Here is a 17,277-nt window from a genome sequence, read left to right as displayed (position 1 = left end):
AGAGTGGACAAATTTGCCCACTCTTTTATCTATAGATACGCGTTATTTCTTTTCTTTCCTCATGGAGATTATAAGTGCAGTTGCTACAGCCAATGCAATTATGATCACAGCTGCTCTAGCAAATGGGTTTGCCTCGTCTCCTGTTCCAGCGTTTCTGCCTCCTAATGGAATATATCCATCATCTGCGGTTTCATCACCTAAGTACACACCCAGTACTTCTGGAAGATCCAAGTCGGAATTACCATTTGGATCTGCTACTGCTGCACTATCTGTGCTCTGTGAACCAGTTCCGCTGTAGTCTGATGCATTGTTGTTATTTCCAGATGCCTGTCCAGAGTTGTTGCCTGAACCGCTTCCGCTATTATTGTTATTATTGCCGCTGCCGTTATTATTACTACCATTACCAGTGTTACTGCCACTGCCATTTGTAGCTTCAGTACTGCCTGTTTCTGAACTATCTGATTCAGTGCTTTCTGTACTTCCAATATCTGAATCGTCGCTACCAATCTTCTCGTTATAAACGATCTCCGCATTATTCTTAGCAGTCGTAAGGCCCTTTCCTACAGCAGTAACTCTGATTCCCTTGCCTTCCTTAAGCTCATCCGGAATCACATAACCCTCAGGAGCCTTGGTCTCAACAAGAATATAATCCTTTCCATCTGTAAGATTTCCAACGAAGGTGATCTGTCCATTCTTACCTGTGATTTTCTCGCCCACAACCTCTGTTGTATCTGCATCAATTAGCTTGAATTCGCCGCCTTCAAGAACTTTTTCATCAACCTTATCTCGTAGCTCAGCGATCAGATATGTGTACTTACTAAAGCTTACATTAGAAAACTGGCTCTGCTTAAAGCTATGAGTTGCCTGATTGTTATCGGCACTTCCATAACCCACAAGTGACGCGCTGTTAGAAAGATCATTAGCAGAAAGATCCACCACATCAGCTGAATACTTAAGTACAAAAGCATTTCCATCCTGAGCCTTAGGAATCACAACTTCAAGGATAGTCTTTCCTCCCTCGGAAGTTACCTTAGTCTCTACGCCGGTAATCTCAGTTGTTGCACTAATCTTTCCATCCTTAGTTACTTCGCCGATGTACAGCTTAACGGATGTTGTATCAAGAACAAAGCTGGCTCCTAAAACATCCTTAATCTTTACTTCCTTTGTGTTACCTGTATAAAGCGTTTGCTTAGCCTGGTTGACACGTACTGTATAGCTTACTCTTCCGTCTTCGCCAGCTGAACCTTCCTTAGCAAGAACAGTATTCTTGATTGTTGTGTTTACAGGTGCTGTCTGCACACTCTCAGGATACTCAGCACTGGTAATAGAAGCCTTATTGCTGATTGTAAAGTTTCCAGTTGAGCTAAACTGCTCACCTTCTTTGAGTTTAACTGTAATCTTGATAGTTACAGGCCCACCAATTTTTTCAAAATAAAGCTCCAGGTTATTTCCCTTTGTCTTATCACTAAATCCAGACACATCTCCAGAAACATCAACGTCCCCAGCAAGTTCCAGCCTGTCGTCGAGAACATCGCTCACTGTGACCTTATTCATTTCCATGCCGTTCTTGTTAACAGTAAGTGTGTACTGAATTGTCTGAGTACTGTAGTCGTAGGAAGTAGCTTTTTTCTCAAGAACAGTACTCTTATACGCCTTGCTTACACTATCGCTTACAGGATCATTTCCATAGGAATTCATTGTGACTTCGTTCTCGTATGTAACGGTTTTGTTATTGGCCCACACATTGTTCTGGGTATCATCAAGCTTAGTCACAATGGTAAATGAAGCAGCCTTGCCATCAAGGGCATCACCAAAGTCAACGGTAACTGTGCCGTTTGTGGTATCTACACTTATCTTATCGTCTGCTATGGTAAAAGAGCTATCTCCTACCTTAACATCTTCAATTCTTACAAACTCATGTCCCTTTGGAAGTGTATCTGTTATTGTCACCTTCTTAAGTGGCTGAGCAGACTTGTTTGCCGTTACCTTCCAGGTCATTGTATGGTCTTTTGTATTGACTTCACCTGCAGTCTTCTCAATAGCAGCCTTGGAATGAATTCCTGTAAATGGCTTGTCCACTCCAGGTCCAACAACCGCTACAGCTGGTCCAACTCCTGTTGGGGTGTACTCATAAGTCATCCATGCTTTGTTCTTTGGAATCTCATGGTTGGTCTTAAGGTACTTTTCAAAATCTTCTATCTTTGTCTTGTAGGTTACTGTATAGACAGCATCCCCTGCCATATCGCCAAATACAAACTGGCTCTCAGCACCTTTTTCGCCCTTAACATACTTATAAGAAACAGCATTGCCATTCTGATCAACTACAGAAATATCTTTTACAGTTATTTTAGTTGATGAATCCACGCTGATCTGGTCATGAAGTACTACGTTACTTAAGTTAAATCCATTGTTTCTGATAGTAACGGTCCAGGTAGCCTCGCCTGTGACAGGATCCACATCTGTTCCGGTTTTGGCTGTCCACTCATCAATGTTTCTTGACGCGCTGGTCTTAGCAGATGCGCTTTCTGACAGGTTTCCGTATGTCTCGTCTTCAGCAGTAACACTTATCTTGTTTGAGATATCTTTTTTAACAGTCCTAGATTCGTTTGTATCCTTGGTAAGTGCCAGGAAATCCACATGAGTCTTATATGTAAATGTGGTAACTGCGCCAGCTGTATTGTCTTTGTAATTCCAGCTTACAGTATTACCGCTGACAGCCACTTCTGTATCCGCGCTGGAGCTTCCATTTATTTTAAAAGAGCCATCAACAAAAGTTTGTCCATCGCTGAATGAATCAGTAAATGAATAACCGTTTTCATACTCAATAGGCTTACCATTATTGGTAACTGTTACAGTCCAGGTTATATCGCCGTTCTCATCCACATCTGAGGAAGCTTTCTCAACCTTTGGTCCCTTAGGCATAAAGTCTGCAATCTTTACAGGAACCTTAGTATCACCTATTGAAAGTTCAAATTCCTCTTTGCCGCCGTTATCAATGCCATCAAAGTTCACTTCAAAATCATAAAAGAAGTACGCATCTTCTGCATTCTGAGGTTCTGTAAAACTGCTATCTACTGTGAATTTCGCAGAACCGTCCTCAGAAAATGTGGCGTTTCCCAGTACTACGCCGCCATTCTTAACTGTAATTGTGTCTCCACTTGTCCTTACACCATATGCTGGAACACCTGGAATAGAGTACTCATGGCCAGCTACAACATTGTAGGAAATATCAGCATACTGATTATCATCAGGAACAATTACTAACGGACTCTCAAATTCATACTTAGCTGAGATAACATCTCCGCTACTGATCACATCAGTTCCATCGCCTTTAAGCTGGATTCTTTCTCCATTTACAACCTTGTACAAAGTTATGCTCTTGATTATAGAGGAGCTCTTTTCCTCCAGACTTCCGCTAAGGCTAACTTTGTTTGAGGAAGTATTTGTCTGAACATTACTTACAGTAATCTGATCTTCAGAATATGGATCTGTTACATCATCATCTTCTTCAGTATCGCCCTCTGCAGCCTTCTCTGCTTCGGTTTCTTTCTCTTTTTCTTCTTTATCCTCTGTATCTTTATCAGAGGCCTCTTCGTTAGGAGACTCTTCGTTCTCCGACTCTTCAATAGGGATATCACTCTCGGCATAAGACACAAAACCGGGAGTTACAGACGTTACAAGAAATAAAAACCCCACTAACCCACTCAACAAACGCTTTTTCATCTTTTCCTCCGGACTGATAGTTTTGTCTTTTTGCAATTTATAAAATTTTTATAAACTGCATAACACATGATAACACCTAGGTTTTGGCGGGTAAATGGAGTTCACAATATCTTCACACGTTTTTACGTGCTCGTCTTTCTTCTTTAATTTAAGTCAGAAATGTCTTTTTTAAATTGTCGGAATTTTACAAATAATATCAGAATTGTCTGCTCAAATTTTTTATAAAGTTTTTCTAAAATGAAGTTATAAAAGCAAAGAACTGCTTGATACCCGCATTTCGCAGGTATTGGGGAAATGTAAAAAGGAGGAAAGAACGTGAAAAAGAAAGTATTATCATCAATCTTAACTTTCACAATGGTAGTTATGGCCCTCGCTGGTTGTGGTGGAAATAACGCAGGCCAGACTACTACAGACAACACACAGTCTACAGATCAGACACAGACTCAGACAGCTACAACTGACAATCAGACAGCAGCTGAGCCAGCAGCCGAGCTTACTGGCATCGACGCTATCATTGCAGAAGCTGAAGGTATGACAATGGAAGAACTTGCACAGAAGGCTATCGAAGAGTCTAACGGCAAGACATTCTACGGCGTAGGTAACTCAAGCCGTGGTAAATCAGCTCTTCCACTTTTCATCGAGTACTTACAGACAATTGATCCATCCTACACAATGGAATTTGAGTGGCAGCAGCCAAAGAACAATAAGATCTTCGAGCAGCTTCAGTCTGACTCACTTAAGAGCGAAGGCACATTTGCCATGACTCTTATCCAGGATGGTAACCAGATTCAGACCAAGATGGTTGATACAGATATTTTAAAGACCTTCATTCCTAAGGAGTGGGCAGAGGCTAACGGAACAACTGCAGATGCTTATACAGGATTCCTTCCTCTTCAGACACTTAACAAGGTATTCATGTACAACAACACAGGTAGTGCTGAGTTCACTAACTGCTGGGATTTCGTATATGAAGGTTCACATCCTCTTTTCATGGGTGTTGATTCTGAGATCGTAGGAAAGAACTTCCTTATGATGCTTACAGAAGATAAGTATGCTACATGGCTTAAAGAAGCTTACGATGCACTTGATGACACAAAGAAGGCTTACTTCGAGCCTACAATCAAGGAAATGCAGACAGATGCTAATGACCTTGGCCTTGGAGCAAACGGCGCTTACGCTCTTGCTTGGATCAAGCTTTGGGTTAACAACTACAACGAGCAGACTGATGATGGTCCTATCTGCAACACTCTTGTAGATGCTTCAGCTACAGATCAGTCAGGACTTCTTGTTTATTCTAAGCTTCGTTCCGTTGAGGAATCAGCTACAGTATCAGTTAACAACATCAACGTTGCAGCATATCAGGATGGCTACACAGGAATCGGCGGATATGGATATTGCCATTATCTCTTCTTAACAAAGAACAGTCCTCTTCCTTGGACAGCATGCGCATTCATCGCTTACATGACTTGCACAGAGCAGGGCTTCGAAGCTTGGGGTAAGGACATGGGCGGATATTCATCAAATCCTCAGGTTGCAGCAGAGATCGAAGAAACATTCCATCACTCACAGGGTGGCGGAGATGAGTTCCCAGCTAAGAACGACCGTGGATATGACTGGTGGACAACAGAGGGTCAGCTGGTTCTTGAAGATCCTGCTTACTGCTCAGAGGTTTCCTTCACAGTTGGTAGCTGGATTGATATCCTTGATCACTATTCACCTGGCGAATAACTTTATAACTCTTCATTTTAATAACGGGGACGCCGGTCAATCCGGTGTCCCCAATTCATAAGAAATATAAGAAAAGAGGATTAACATGGAAACAATCGCAAAACCAGACAAAAGTGCGATTTTTAAAAACAAGGTTAAGACTTGGTTCTCCCAGCCTCAGAACATAATACTTTTGCTGTTTGGGATTGTTCTTACCTTTAGTACCGTCGCACCAATTGTTGCTATCGTAAAAGATACCTTTGCTATCCATCCAGGTACCATCGACCAGCACTTAACTGGTAAAGCTACCGGATACTCTATAGTTAATTACACAGATCTTTTTACCAGCAGACTTGCTAAGACCAATCTCTGGTCTCCGCTTCTTAACACAGTTATCCTTTCTGTTCTGACCTGTGTAATATCAATCTTATTTGGTGGTCTGTTCGCATTCCTTGTAACCAGAACAGACATGAGATTCAAAAAATATTTAAGTTCAATTTTCATTTTCCCATACATCATGCCTCAGTGGACTTTGGCTGTTGTATGGCAGCACATGTTCTATTCAAACAAAGTAACTGGAACATCTGATGGACTTTTAGCAGCTATTTTTCATTTTTATTTTCCACACTGGTGGTGTCAGGGAGTATTCCCAAGTGCCGTTGTTCTCGGCCTTCACTATGCACCATTTGCTTACATCCTGATCGGTGGCATTTTCAAAAACATGGACGCCAACCTTGAGGAAGCCGCAACAATTCTTGATACTCCAAAATGGAAAATAATGTTTAAGGTTACTCTTCCAATGATCAAGCCAGCAATTCTTTCTACTATCCTTCTTGTATTTGGAAGTGCCATGGGTAGCTACCCTGTTCCACATTACTTAAACCTTACAACTCTTTCCACCAAGTACATTTCAATGAACAGTAAGTACACAGGTGAAGCAAGTATTCTTGCCATCATCATGATGATCTTTGGTGTACTGATCCTTGGAATGAACCAGCTTAGTTTAAAGAGCCGCAAGAACTACACCACAGTTACTGGTAAGTCAGGTCAGCTCACAAAGCTTTCAATTGGTAAGGCTGGCAAATATGTAGTAGGTATCATTTTTATCATCATTACTTTCTTCACAAGTATCTGGCCTATTATCTTATTTGCACTTGAGACATTCCTTCCTAACCCTGGTGACTACAGCTTCCTGTACAGCGGAAACCTTGCACATCTTACAACCAAGTGGTGGGTAACTAACGAAAACATAACAGAGAACGGAATGTATGGACAGTCCGGAATTCTGTACAACAAGACAATCTGGCATGCCTTCTTCGGAACATTGTTCCTGGCTGTTGTCTGCGCCCTTATTGCAGGTACCATCGGTACTCTCATCGGATACGCAGTTGCCAAAAAGAGAAGGAACAAATGGGCTAACTACGTTAACAACGTAGCCTTCCTTCCTTACCTTATGCCATCTATTGCCGTTGGTGCAGCCTTCTTTATCCTGTTCTCCAACGAATACGTAAATCTGTTTAATACTTATACTCTTCTGATAATCGCAGGTGTTGTTAAATACATACCTTTCGCTTCAAGAAGTTCACTGAACTCCATGCTTCAGATCAGTAACGAGCTTGAAGAAGCAGCAATTATTCAGAACACTTCCTGGATTAAGAGAATGACAAGAATCATCATTCCAATCCAGAAATCATCAATCATAAGTGGATATCTTCTTCCATTTATGACCTGCTTAAGAGAGCTTTCACTGTTCCTGCTTCTCTGTACTCAGGGCTTTATTCTTTCAACAACATTGGACTACTTCGATGAGATGGGCTTGTACGCATTCTCAAGTGCCATCAACCTGATCCTCATCGTAACAATTCTTGTATTTAACACATTAGTAAACAAGCTGACAGGCGCAAGTCTTGACAGTGGCATAGGAGGAAAGTAATCATGCCAGAAATCATTTTAGAAAATATAACAAAGCGTTGGGGTAAGTTTTTTGGCGTTGATAACGTTAGCCTTCGAATCCCCGATAATTCTTTTATCACACTTCTTGGACCTTCCGGATGCGGAAAGACAACAATCCTTAGAATGATTGCTGGTCTCGAAACTCCTACAGAAGGAAGAATCACAATCGGCGATAAAGTCGTATTTGACTCAAATGCAGGAATCAACGTTCCTGCCAATAAGCGTAAAGTTGGATTCCTTTTCCAGAACTATGCTCTTTGGCCTAACATGACCGTTTACGAGAATATTTCTTTTGGTCTTAAGAACATTCACGAGGAGATGCCTGTTATCGACGTTGCAGCCAAGCAGACTTCCGATATTATCAGAGCCCTCCAGAATGGTTCTAAGGTAAAAGAGCTTGTGGAGGAATGCCGCGACAAGAATGGAAAGCTTGACGAGAACAAGGCCTGCATCAAGCTTATTGATAACTATTCTCTTTCAATTTATAGCGCTAAGGAGCTCTTTGGTCTCAAGATTCATGAGGCTTCTGATCCTGACAATGCAGCTAAGACCAAGCTTTCAGAGTATGAAGCTAAGCTTTCTAATATCAAATCCAAGCTTCAGTCTGAGGGAAAAGAGCTAAATGATAAGAACCAGGTTACTAAGAACGGTCAGGTAATTCTTGAAAACAGAAAGCTCACAAAGGAAGAGATTGATTCCAGAGTACGTGCTTGCTCTCGTATCGTTAAAATTGGTATGTTCATGGACAGATATCCAGCAGAGCTTTCTGGTGGACAGCAGCAGAGAGTTGCTATCGCAAGAACTCTTGCCCCAGAGCCACAGGTTCTTTTCATGGATGAGCCTTTATCCAACCTTGATGCCAAGCTTAGACTTGAGATGAGATATGAGCTCCAGAGACTCCATGTTGAGACTGGTTCAACCTTCGTATACGTTACACATGATCAGATGGAAGCTATGACCCTGGCTACAAGGATCTGCCTTGTTAATAACGGTGTCCTTCAGCAGTACGCAGCTCCTCTTGATGTTTATAACAGGCCTGCAAACCTCTTTGTTGCTGACTTTGTAGGAAATCCTTCCATGAACTTTGTAGATGCTAAGGGCTCTCAGAATGATGACGGAAGCATTAGTCTTGGTATTCTTGGGGATTACAAGGCAAAGTTCGTTCCAACAGAAGAGATAACTCTTTCAAAATGGCGTGAAGAACTTGCTAAGGAAGAAGCTGACAAGCAAGAATATGAGCGTCAAAGACTTATGAAAAAGGGCGCTGTTGAAAAGAGCAATAAGGATGAGGTCTTCAAATATCATGTTCAGAAGGTTGAAGAACAGGATGACAGCCTTTTAGATGATCCTGTTATCACTGATGAGGATTTCGTACTTGGTATCAGACCTGAAGCTATTGATATAGAGCCAACTGGTAAGATTAACACTAAAATTTATGGCGCGATGCCTACTGGTATGGAATCTACTCTTAAGCTTAAGGTCGGAGAATTCCTTCTTACCAGCGTTATTTTCGGAAACTCAATTTATCTGATTGGCCAGGATGCCAGCATAGATATCAAGGGAAAAGATATTCTTCTCTTCGATCGCCGCTCAGGTAAGTTGATCACTGCAGGCACAATCGAAATTATCTAAACTTGCCCTTCTATTCATTTTCTATAAAAAATGATTCTCTAAAAAGAGCCCTCAGGTTTAATACCTGGGGGCTCTTGCTTTTAAATATGATCATGTTGAATTATTTTATATCAAATAATTCATGCAAATGATATGTGTTTCACGTTTTACAACTGGATTGCTGTCTTAAGTGCGATCTCCATCATATCTGTGAAGCTGTTCTGTCTCTGCTCTGCGCTAAGCTCCTCTGACTTGTAGAGGTGATCAGAAACTGTGAGAATTGTAAGTGCGTTCTTTCCTGCCTCTGCAGCGTTCATGTAAAGAGCTACTGTCTCCATCTCAACTGCGAGAGTCCCAAGGTTTCTATATCTGTCTGCTTCGTCACAGTTCTTTTTATAGAAAGCGTCTGAAGCAAGAACGTTACCTACGTGATATCTTACACCCTTATCCTTAGCGATATTAACAGCCTTCTCAAGGATATTGTAAGTTGCTGTAGGACAGAATGTGCCCTGAAGGCCAAACTGGAAGCCATAATTAGAATCTGTATGTGCTCCCATTGCAAAGATAATGTCTCTAACATTGACATAGTCCTGCATTCCACCTGCGCTACCAACTCTGATGATGTTATCCACATCATAGAAGTTGAAAAGCTCGTAAGTGTAAATTCCGATTGAAGGAATTCCCATTCCGTGTCCCATTACAGAGACCTCTTTTCCTTCATACTTACCTGTAAAGCCAAGCATTCCTCTAACTTCATTGAAGCATTTAACGTCTGTCAAAAAATTCTCTGCTATAAATTTAGCTCTAAGTGGATCTCCTGGCATAAGGACGGTCTTAGCGATATCGCCTTTTTCTGCACTATTGTGTGGTGTTGCCATAGATTATTCTCCTTTCATAATTAGGCCTGAGGGTAATTGATCATTCCCTGCATCCATATGTTTCCTTTAAATCTTCTTCCAACGGCTGGCTCTCCTAAAAGATCAGCTTCGTTGATACAAATATCAAACTCCAGGTCGTTACAATTGATTCTAATAATGTGGATTTTTTCACCAGTAAGGGAATTTGTAACTATCTTGGTCTGTGTGATCTCACCAAGAACCGAATACTGATCGCACTCTACTCCGTATGGCATAAAGTATGAATCAACAAGTGAGTACACATCCTGCTTTCTTATCTTACGTGACAATGTTGTGTAAAGATCCATGTCATCAAGGGTTAGTGACTCTATCGCGGTCTCATCTCCCTTTCTGGCATTATCGATCAGCTTGTTTCTGTAGTTGGTCTTTTTTCTGGCTACTTTCTTTTCTTCCTCAGTCTTGGCTATTGGCATCATTATCTGACCTTTTATAGACAAGCCTGATAAGCTAAGTGTGGTTCCTCTTATTGGGAAATTTTTCTCGTTTTCATATTTGATATACGGAACAATATCGTGAAGATAAAAAATCAGTGTTACTCCGACTCTGTTCTCGTTAACAACACCAGCATATGAATACTGGGCAGCATGTCTTTCAACACTGATATCTTCCTCAGTACTAATACCCGTAGGAACAAGATAAGGATAATAATATTCATATATGAATTTATCATCCTCATCGAATTCGCCGCAAACTGATAGACCTATTCCCTCAGCATAATCCTTCATGAACTCCGCCAGCATGATGTTGTCACCTGTTGTGACGTAACTTCTTTTGGTGGAGTTCTGAATGGATGCTGTGATTAGTTCTGTTAGTTCTCTTCTATTTTTAATTTTTGAAAATCCAACTGCTCTTAAAAACTTGTGCAATGAGATTTTACTCCTTTATTTTTCTTTTGGAACAAGTACTTCCTTGCCACCCATGTATGGACGAAGAACTTCTGGAATTCTTACGCTTCCATCAGCCTGAAGGTTGTTCTCAAGGAATGCGATAAGCATTCTTGGTGGAGCAACAACAGTATTGTTAAGGGTGTGAGCAAGGTAGTTACCATCCTTACCTTTAATTCTGATCTTAAGTCTTCTAGCCTGAGCGTCTCCAAGGTTAGAGCAGCTACCAACTTCGAAGTACTTCTTCTGTCTTGGTGACCAAGCCTCAACGTCGCAAGACTTGCACTTAAGATCTGCAAGATCTCCTGAGCAGCACTCAAGTGTTCTTACAGGAATATCAAGAGATCTGAAAAGATCTACTGTATTCTTCCAAAGCTTGTCATACCATTCCTTAGACTCTTCTGGTTTACATATAACAACCATTTCCTGCTTCTCGAACTGGTGTATTCTATATACGCCTCTCTCTTCGATTCCGTGAGCACCCTTCTCTTTTCTAAAGCAAGGTGAATAGCTTGTAAGAGCCTTAGGTACTTCATCCTCAGGAATGATCTGATCAATGAACTTACCGATCATTGAGTGCTCACTTGTACCGATAAGGTAAAGATCCTCGCCCTCAATCTTGTACATCATTGCTTCCATTTCTGGGAAACTCATAACGCCTGCTACAACATTTCCATGAATCATGAAAGGAGGTACGCAATATGTGAAGCCTCTGTCGATCATGAAATCTCTAGCATAAGAAATTACTGCAGAGTGAAGTCTTGCGATATCACCCATGAGATAATAGAATCCGTTACCTGCAACTCTTCTAGCTGCGTCAAGATCGATACCATCAAACTTCTCCATGATATCTGTGTGATAAGGGATTTCGAATTCAGGAACTACAGGCTCACCAAACTTCTCAATCTCAACGTTCTGTGAATCATCCTTACCGATTGGAACAGACTCATCGATAATCTGTGGGATGATCATCATCTTATTTGTTACTTCTTCATCAAGTCTCTTCTGGTTTTCTTCAAGCTCCTCAAGTCTCTTGGCTTCCTTGGCAACTTCATCCTTAAGGGTCATAGCCTCGTCCTTCTTACCCTGAGCCATAAGTCCACCGATTTCTTTTGAAATCTTATTCTTGTGAGCACGGATCTCATCAGCTTCCTGCTGGTTAGATCTTCTCTCTTCATCGAGCTTAATCACTTCATCAACAAGAGGAAGTTTCTCGTCCTGGAATTTTTTCTTGATGTTCTCTCTTACAACATCTGGGTTCTCACGTAAAAATTTAATGTCGATCATTTTGATCACTCCTCCAAATTTATATAAATATATTTTTTATCTTGATAATGCCTGGTCTAATGCCTTCTTTTCCTCAGCACCAAGCTCTGCGTCAGCAATTCCTGCTTTGATTTCTTTTGCATAGGAATAATTAAGTCCATCAGAGCTAAGAACAGAATTAAGAAGGAATCCGTTATTGTTCTGATCAAGGAGACAAAGAGCAAAACTAAGCTTTCCTCCCATCTGATTAAATGCATCGTACTTAACAAATCCAATTTTCTGGAAAGCAGAAAGCATTCTTCTATTAATATCCTGAATGTCCTTCCTATTCTTATCGTTGTCACTTCTGATAAGTCTGTTATCATGGAAAAGACCTACAATCTCATCCTCTAAGGATTCGGCCTCTTTTCCCTGCATGAACTTTTCATATTTCTTTTGAAGTTTACTAATCTTTCTGGATTGAACTATCAAAAGAACTATGCTGATAAGTAACAAAACTAAAACTGCGATAAAAAGAATTCCTGGATCAAGATTTCCAAGTCCAAGTGAATTAAAAATGTTGCTGTTCATTTATTCGTTCCGCCTTATTATATTATTCTTTGCAAAGTCTGTCAGTAATCTTTTCAAGATCATCGTTACTATAGAATTCAATTTCTATTTTGCCGACGCCATCTGATTTGCTACTGATCTCAACCTTTGTTCCAAGAGCCTGCTTACATTTCTCAGCAACGCTTGCATAAATCACATCAAGGCTCTCGCTTGTCTTGGAAGTCTTTTTAGGCTTGGATGTTTTACCAAGGTTCTTAACCAGCTTCTCAGTTTCTCTAACACTTAAATTCTCATCAACAATTTTCTGAGCGATTTCTTCCTGAGTAGCTTCGTTTTCTATGGAAATCAATGCTCTTGCATGTCCAGCTGAAATGAGTTCCTGAATAACCATCTCCTGAACCTTTTTGCAAAGCTTTAATAATCTGAGTGAATTAGTTACATAAACACGGCTCTTTGAAACTATGTTTGCAACCTGATCCTGCGTATATGAGAAAGCATCTATCAACTGCTTAAATGCAAATGCTTCTTCAATTGAATTGATGTCCTGTCTCTGTAAGTTATCTATGATTGATAACTCAGCAATTTCTTCATCAGAAAGTTCCTTGATGATTACTGGCACTTCCTTCAGCTTTAAGTTCATTGCTGCGCGCCATCTTCTCTCACCAGCAACGATCATGTATCCTTCATCTCTCTTAGTTACAATAAGAGGATTGATCATACCATGCTGTTTGATAGAATCTGCAAGTTCTAACAAAGCATCTTCATCAAATGTCTTTCTTGGCTGATTCTTATTTGGAAAAACTTCTGTGATCTTAACCTGAACTATCTGACCATCAACATGTTTCTCCTCAATTACTTCTTTCTTTGTAGAGGTTACCTTGGCTGGAATAATTGAATCCAAACCTTTTCCCAATCCTCTTTTTCCACCTTTTACTGCCATTTTCCCCTCCGATTAATCAAATTTCCTAGCGATTACTTCATCAGCCAATAATCTATATGCTTCAGCACCAGCTGACTTTGGTTCATAAAGATTGATAGGCAAACCATAACTTGGTGCCTCAGCTAAACGAATATTTCTTGGGATAATTGTCTTGTAGACATTCTCCTGAATGTGTTCCTTAACATTCTCTACTACCTGAAGTGAAAGATTTGTTCTGGAATCAAACATTGTAAATACAACACCTTCCATTTCAAGTTCAGGGTTAAGTCTGTCCTTTACCAAATTAACAGTATGAACCAACTGGCTTAATCCTTCAAGTGCATAATACTCACACTGAATTGGAACCAATACTGTATTTGCTGTTGTCATAGCATTTACTGTTAACATACTAAGAGATGGTGGACAATCTATCACGATAAAATCATAGTTATCTTTCACCTTGCTGATAGCATTTCTCAGAATATACTCTTTATTATCAGCATCAATAAGTTCTATTTCTACTGCGGCCAAATCTACATTAGAAGGAATAATATCTACTCCGTCTACAATGTCCTTGTTGATGACATCTTCTATAGCAGATTCTCCTATTAATAACTCATAGATGGTATTATCTAATTCATTTTTATCAAGTCCAAAGCCACTAGTTGTATTTCCCTGGGGATCTGTATCGATTACTAATACTTTTTTTCCTTTTTCAGCAAGAGCTGCTGACAGATTGATGGAAGTTGTAGTCTTACCTACACCTCCCTTTTGGTTTGCGATTGCAATTACTCTTCCCATTTCTCCTCCACTTTTCAAAACGCTAATTTGATTTTATCACAAATTAGCAACACGGATTATATATTTTACTCTTTCTTCAGTAAAAAATTTACGAATTACTATATCTTGTATTACAAATTGTCGGGTTTCACAGCGCAATTCAACGCTATATATTAATGTTTCACGATTTTGATACTAGATATAGATATTAATGTTTCACGTGAAACAATTCTTTGTATTTGGAATATACAAACAAATTAATGTTTCACGTGAAACAATTCATAATCAAAAATATTCAGACACAATATCTATGAAAGAGGTTGTTTAGAAGGCACACCCGCTTTTCGAGGATACTTTTTGGAAGTGTTTTCTACCTTATCAACAATACAAATTGTTCTGCTGATATCAGTATTAGGCAAAACAAATTCATTTACAGAATTAAGCTTTCCACCAAGAAGATGAATTGCACCCTTTGATGCTTTTAGCTCATCACTAGTCTTTTCACTTTTATAAGCAATAAACTTACCACCAACTTTAACATATGGAAGACAGTACTCAGATAATGTTGCCATATTTGCAACTGCTCTGGAAGTTGCAATATCAAAGTACTCTCTGTAGGTTCCATTTTTTCCAGAAGAAAAATCTTCTGCTCTTCCATGAAGGGTTAAAATACTACCCTCTTCATTAAGTCCAAGTTTTTCGATTACTTCATTAAGGAAGTTGAGTCTCTTGTTAAGAGAATCAAGTAATGTAATCTGAAGATGAGGGAACATAATCTTAAGAGGAATTCCAGGAAAACCTGCACCTGTTCCAACATCAATTAACTTATAATCTTTTTCTGTATAATTGAAATAATTACATGAAGAAATACTATCAACAAAATGAAGCTTACATACATCTTTAAATTCTGTGATAGCTGTAAGATTCATAACTTCATTCCACTTGATCAGAAGTTCATAATAATCATTAAATTGCTGGAGCTGTTTATCAGATAATTCAATACCTATAGTATTAAGATCATCAATAAACAAACTATACTTTTCTCTCATAGGATAATCCTCAATAATTATTTCTTATAAACAGTATCAAGATAAATAAGTAGTACTGAAACATCAGCTGGATTAACTCCACCAATTCTTGATGCCTGTCCAATATTTGTTGGTCTAAACTTTTCAAGCTTCTGTCTAGCTTCTAATCGAAGACTAGAAACATCATCATAATTTATATCAGCAGGAATTAGTTTCTTCTCCAACTTCTTAAACTGTTCCACCTGTCTTTCCTGACGTAAAATATATCCCTCATATCTGATAGTAATCTCAACCTGTTCAATCACATCTTTAGGAAGCTCTTTTCTATCAGGATCAATAGGAGCTAATGATTCATATGAAAACTCTGGTCGACATATTAATTCAGAAAGTGAAGTGGCAGTCTTTAAAGGTGAGCTGCCATTATCCTCCATAAATTTCTGGATATCTTTATTAGCACCAACCGTAGTATTCTTTAAACGAATAACCTCTTTTTCTATAGAATCTATCTTACTAAGAAGTCTATCATATCTTTCCTGATCTATCAGACCTACTTCATAACCTTTACTTCTAAGTCTAATATCAGCATTATCCTGACGGAGCAAAAGTCTATACTCAGCTCTGGATGTCATCATACGATATGGTTCAAGATTTTCTTTTGTAACAAGGTCATCAACAAGAACTCCAATATATCCTTCAGATCTATCAATGAAAAGATATGGCTTATTCATAATCTGCATTGCAGCATTAATACCAGCATAAAGTCCCTGAGCAGCAGCTTCTTCGTAGCCACTACTTCCATTAAACTGACCAGCACTGAACAATCCCTTAATATGTTTGATTTCAAGAAAAGGAGTAAGCTGCCCCGGACATAAGCAGTCATATTCAATGGCATATGCACTTTTTACAATCTTACAGTTTTCGAGACCAGGAACAGTTCTATACATCTGGATCTGTACATCCTCTGGAAGAGAAGATGACATTCCATCAATATACATCTCATTAGTAAAAGTTCCCTCAGGCTCTACAAACACCTGGTGTCTCTCATGATCTGGGAACTTAACTACTTTATCTTCTATAGATGGACAATATCTAGGACCTACACCCTCGATGATTCCAGCATATATAGGTGATCTATCTATGTTATTGCGTATTATTTCATGCGTTTTATCATTGGTATATGTCAACCAGCAAGACACCTGTGGCCTTTGAACGTCCTGTGGATCAGTGTCAAAAGAAAACGGAATTACAGGATCATCACCAAATTGCTCAGACATCTTGGAATAATCAATTGAATTACCATCCATTCTGGCTGGTGTTCCAGTTTTAAATCTTCTAAGTTCAATTCCAGCTTTAATCAGTGACTCTGATAATATGTTAGAAGGCTGAAGTCCATTTGGACCACTATAAGTAATAGCTTCACCAGTAAGACATCTACTCTTTAGATATGTTCCGGTACAAAGAATTACTTCTTTTGCTTCATAAACAATTCCGGAAAAAATCTTAACACCAGTTATCCTCTTAGTGTAATCGTCTTCACTATAGTCTTCAAAAAGAATCTCTGTTACTTCTGCCTGTTTGATTGTCAGATGTTCCTGATTCTCCAGAACCTTCTTCATAGCTTTAGAGTATTCCATCTTGTCAGCCTGGCAGCGAAGAGAATGAACAGCAGGTCCCTTAGAGGTGTTGAGCATCTTAGACTGCAAAAAAGTCTTATCAATATTTTTGCCCATCTCTCCACCAAGTGCATCTATTTCTCTAACAAGATGTCCCTTGGAAGAGCCACCAATATGAGGGTTACAAGGCATGAATGCAATATTGTCAGCACTCATAGTAAAAATAACAGTCTCAAGACCAAGTCTGGCGCAGGCAAGAGCAGCTTCGCAGCCAGCATGACCAGCACCTATTACAACAACATCAACTTTTTCAACGTAAGTATTCAT

Annotated in this window: 12 protein-coding genes; 3 read left to right on the top strand and 9 right to left on the bottom strand. The window is 39.5% G+C overall.

Annotation, left to right across the window (positions count from 1 at the left end; translation table 11 throughout):
* Positions 1–42: 42 nt before the first annotated feature.
* Positions 43–3,723: a SpaA isopeptide-forming pilin-related protein gene (locus T541_RS0103835; protein WP_081779840.1), complete on the bottom strand. Its 3,681-nt coding sequence runs from the start codon at positions 3,721–3,723 to the stop codon at positions 43–45.
* Between the two features lie 315 nt (positions 3,724–4,038).
* On the opposite strand from T541_RS0103835, the gene T541_RS0103830 reads away from it, so the two are divergent.
* The 3 genes from T541_RS0103830 to T541_RS0103820 all read left to right on the top strand — a co-directional run bounded on the left by T541_RS0103830 (position 4,039) and on the right by T541_RS0103820 (position 9,015).
* Positions 4,039–5,451, top strand: a complete 1,413-nt coding sequence (locus tag T541_RS0103830) for a hypothetical protein (protein ID WP_026651433.1) — start codon at positions 4,039–4,041, stop codon at positions 5,449–5,451.
* Between the two features lie 85 nt (positions 5,452–5,536).
* Positions 5,537–7,363 (top strand): ABC transporter permease, encoded by a 1,827-nt coding sequence (locus T541_RS0103825; protein WP_026651432.1) that lies wholly within the window; start codon positions 5,537–5,539, stop codon positions 7,361–7,363.
* A 2-nt stretch (positions 7,364–7,365) separates the two neighbouring features.
* Complete coding sequence (locus tag T541_RS0103820; RefSeq protein WP_026651431.1) at positions 7,366–9,015, top strand: ABC transporter ATP-binding protein; 1,650 nt, start codon at positions 7,366–7,368, stop codon at positions 9,013–9,015.
* Positions 9,016–9,161: 146 nt separating this feature from the next.
* Here T541_RS0103820 and deoD read toward each other — a convergent pair whose 3' ends face one another.
* The 8 genes from deoD to mnmG form a co-directional block, all read right to left on the bottom strand.
* On the bottom strand, positions 9,162–9,872 hold the full coding sequence (gene deoD, locus T541_RS0103815) for a purine-nucleoside phosphorylase (RefSeq protein WP_026651430.1): 711 nt from the start codon (positions 9,870–9,872) through the stop codon (positions 9,162–9,164).
* 20 nt (positions 9,873–9,892) lie between these two features.
* Positions 9,893–10,777: a DUF3881 family protein gene (locus tag T541_RS0103810; RefSeq protein ID WP_026651429.1), complete on the bottom strand. Its 885-nt coding sequence runs from the start codon at positions 10,775–10,777 to the stop codon at positions 9,893–9,895.
* A 15-nt stretch (positions 10,778–10,792) separates the two neighbouring features.
* Positions 10,793–12,082: a serine--tRNA ligase gene (gene serS / locus T541_RS0103805; protein WP_026651428.1), complete on the bottom strand. Its 1,290-nt coding sequence runs from the start codon at positions 12,080–12,082 to the stop codon at positions 10,793–10,795.
* Positions 12,083–12,118: 36 nt separating this feature from the next.
* The gene (locus T541_RS0103800) at positions 12,119–12,631 is read right to left on the bottom strand and encodes a DUF4446 family protein (protein ID WP_026651427.1); all 513 of its coding nucleotides are present in this window, start codon (positions 12,629–12,631) and stop codon (positions 12,119–12,121) included.
* 22 nt (positions 12,632–12,653) lie between these two features.
* Positions 12,654–13,550, bottom strand: a complete 897-nt coding sequence (locus T541_RS0103795) for a ParB/RepB/Spo0J family partition protein (RefSeq protein ID WP_026651426.1) — start codon at positions 13,548–13,550, stop codon at positions 12,654–12,656.
* A 12-nt stretch (positions 13,551–13,562) separates the two neighbouring features.
* Entirely contained in the window at positions 13,563–14,330 is a 768-nt protein-coding gene (locus tag T541_RS0103790) for a ParA family protein (protein ID WP_026651425.1), read from the bottom strand.
* A 287-nt stretch (positions 14,331–14,617) separates the two neighbouring features.
* Entirely contained in the window at positions 14,618–15,358 is a 741-nt protein-coding gene (gene rsmG / locus T541_RS0103785; protein WP_026651423.1) for a 16S rRNA (guanine(527)-N(7))-methyltransferase RsmG, read from the bottom strand.
* 17 nt (positions 15,359–15,375) lie between these two features.
* The gene (gene mnmG, locus T541_RS0103780) at positions 15,376–17,277 is read right to left on the bottom strand and encodes a tRNA uridine-5-carboxymethylaminomethyl(34) synthesis enzyme MnmG (protein ID WP_026651422.1); all 1,902 of its coding nucleotides are present in this window, start codon (positions 17,275–17,277) and stop codon (positions 15,376–15,378) included.

Source organism: Butyrivibrio proteoclasticus P6B7, from assembly GCF_000622085.1.
GTDB lineage: Bacteria > Bacillota > Clostridia > Lachnospirales > Lachnospiraceae > Butyrivibrio > Butyrivibrio proteoclasticus_A.
This window is presented reverse-complemented; position numbering and strand designations above follow the sequence as displayed.

Coding starts and splice junctions, on each gene's coding strand:
- T541_RS0103790 (WP_026651425.1), bottom strand. CDS start 14,330: ATGGGAAGAGTAATTGCAATCGCAAACCAAAAGGGAGGTGTAGGTAAG.
- T541_RS0103795 (WP_026651426.1), bottom strand. CDS start 13,550: ATGGCAGTAAAAGGTGGAAAAAGAGGATTGGGAAAAGGTTTGGATTCA.
- deoD (WP_026651430.1), bottom strand. CDS start 9,872: ATGGCAACACCACACAATAGTGCAGAAAAAGGCGATATCGCTAAGACC.
- T541_RS0103820 (WP_026651431.1), top strand. CDS start 7,366: ATGCCAGAAATCATTTTAGAAAATATAACAAAGCGTTGGGGTAAGTTT.
- serS (WP_026651428.1), bottom strand. CDS start 12,082: ATGATCGACATTAAATTTTTACGTGAGAACCCAGATGTTGTAAGAGAG.
- mnmG (WP_026651422.1), bottom strand. CDS start 17,277: ATGAATACTTACGTTGAAAAAGTTGATGTTGTTGTAATAGGTGCTGGT.
- rsmG (WP_026651423.1), bottom strand. CDS start 15,358: ATGAGAGAAAAGTATAGTTTGTTTATTGATGATCTTAATACTATAGGT.
- T541_RS0103825 (WP_026651432.1), top strand. CDS start 5,537: ATGGAAACAATCGCAAAACCAGACAAAAGTGCGATTTTTAAAAACAAG.
- T541_RS0103800 (WP_026651427.1), bottom strand. CDS start 12,631: ATGAACAGCAACATTTTTAATTCACTTGGACTTGGAAATCTTGATCCA.
- T541_RS0103835 (WP_081779840.1), bottom strand. CDS start 3,723: ATGAAAAAGCGTTTGTTGAGTGGGTTAGTGGGGTTTTTATTTCTTGTA.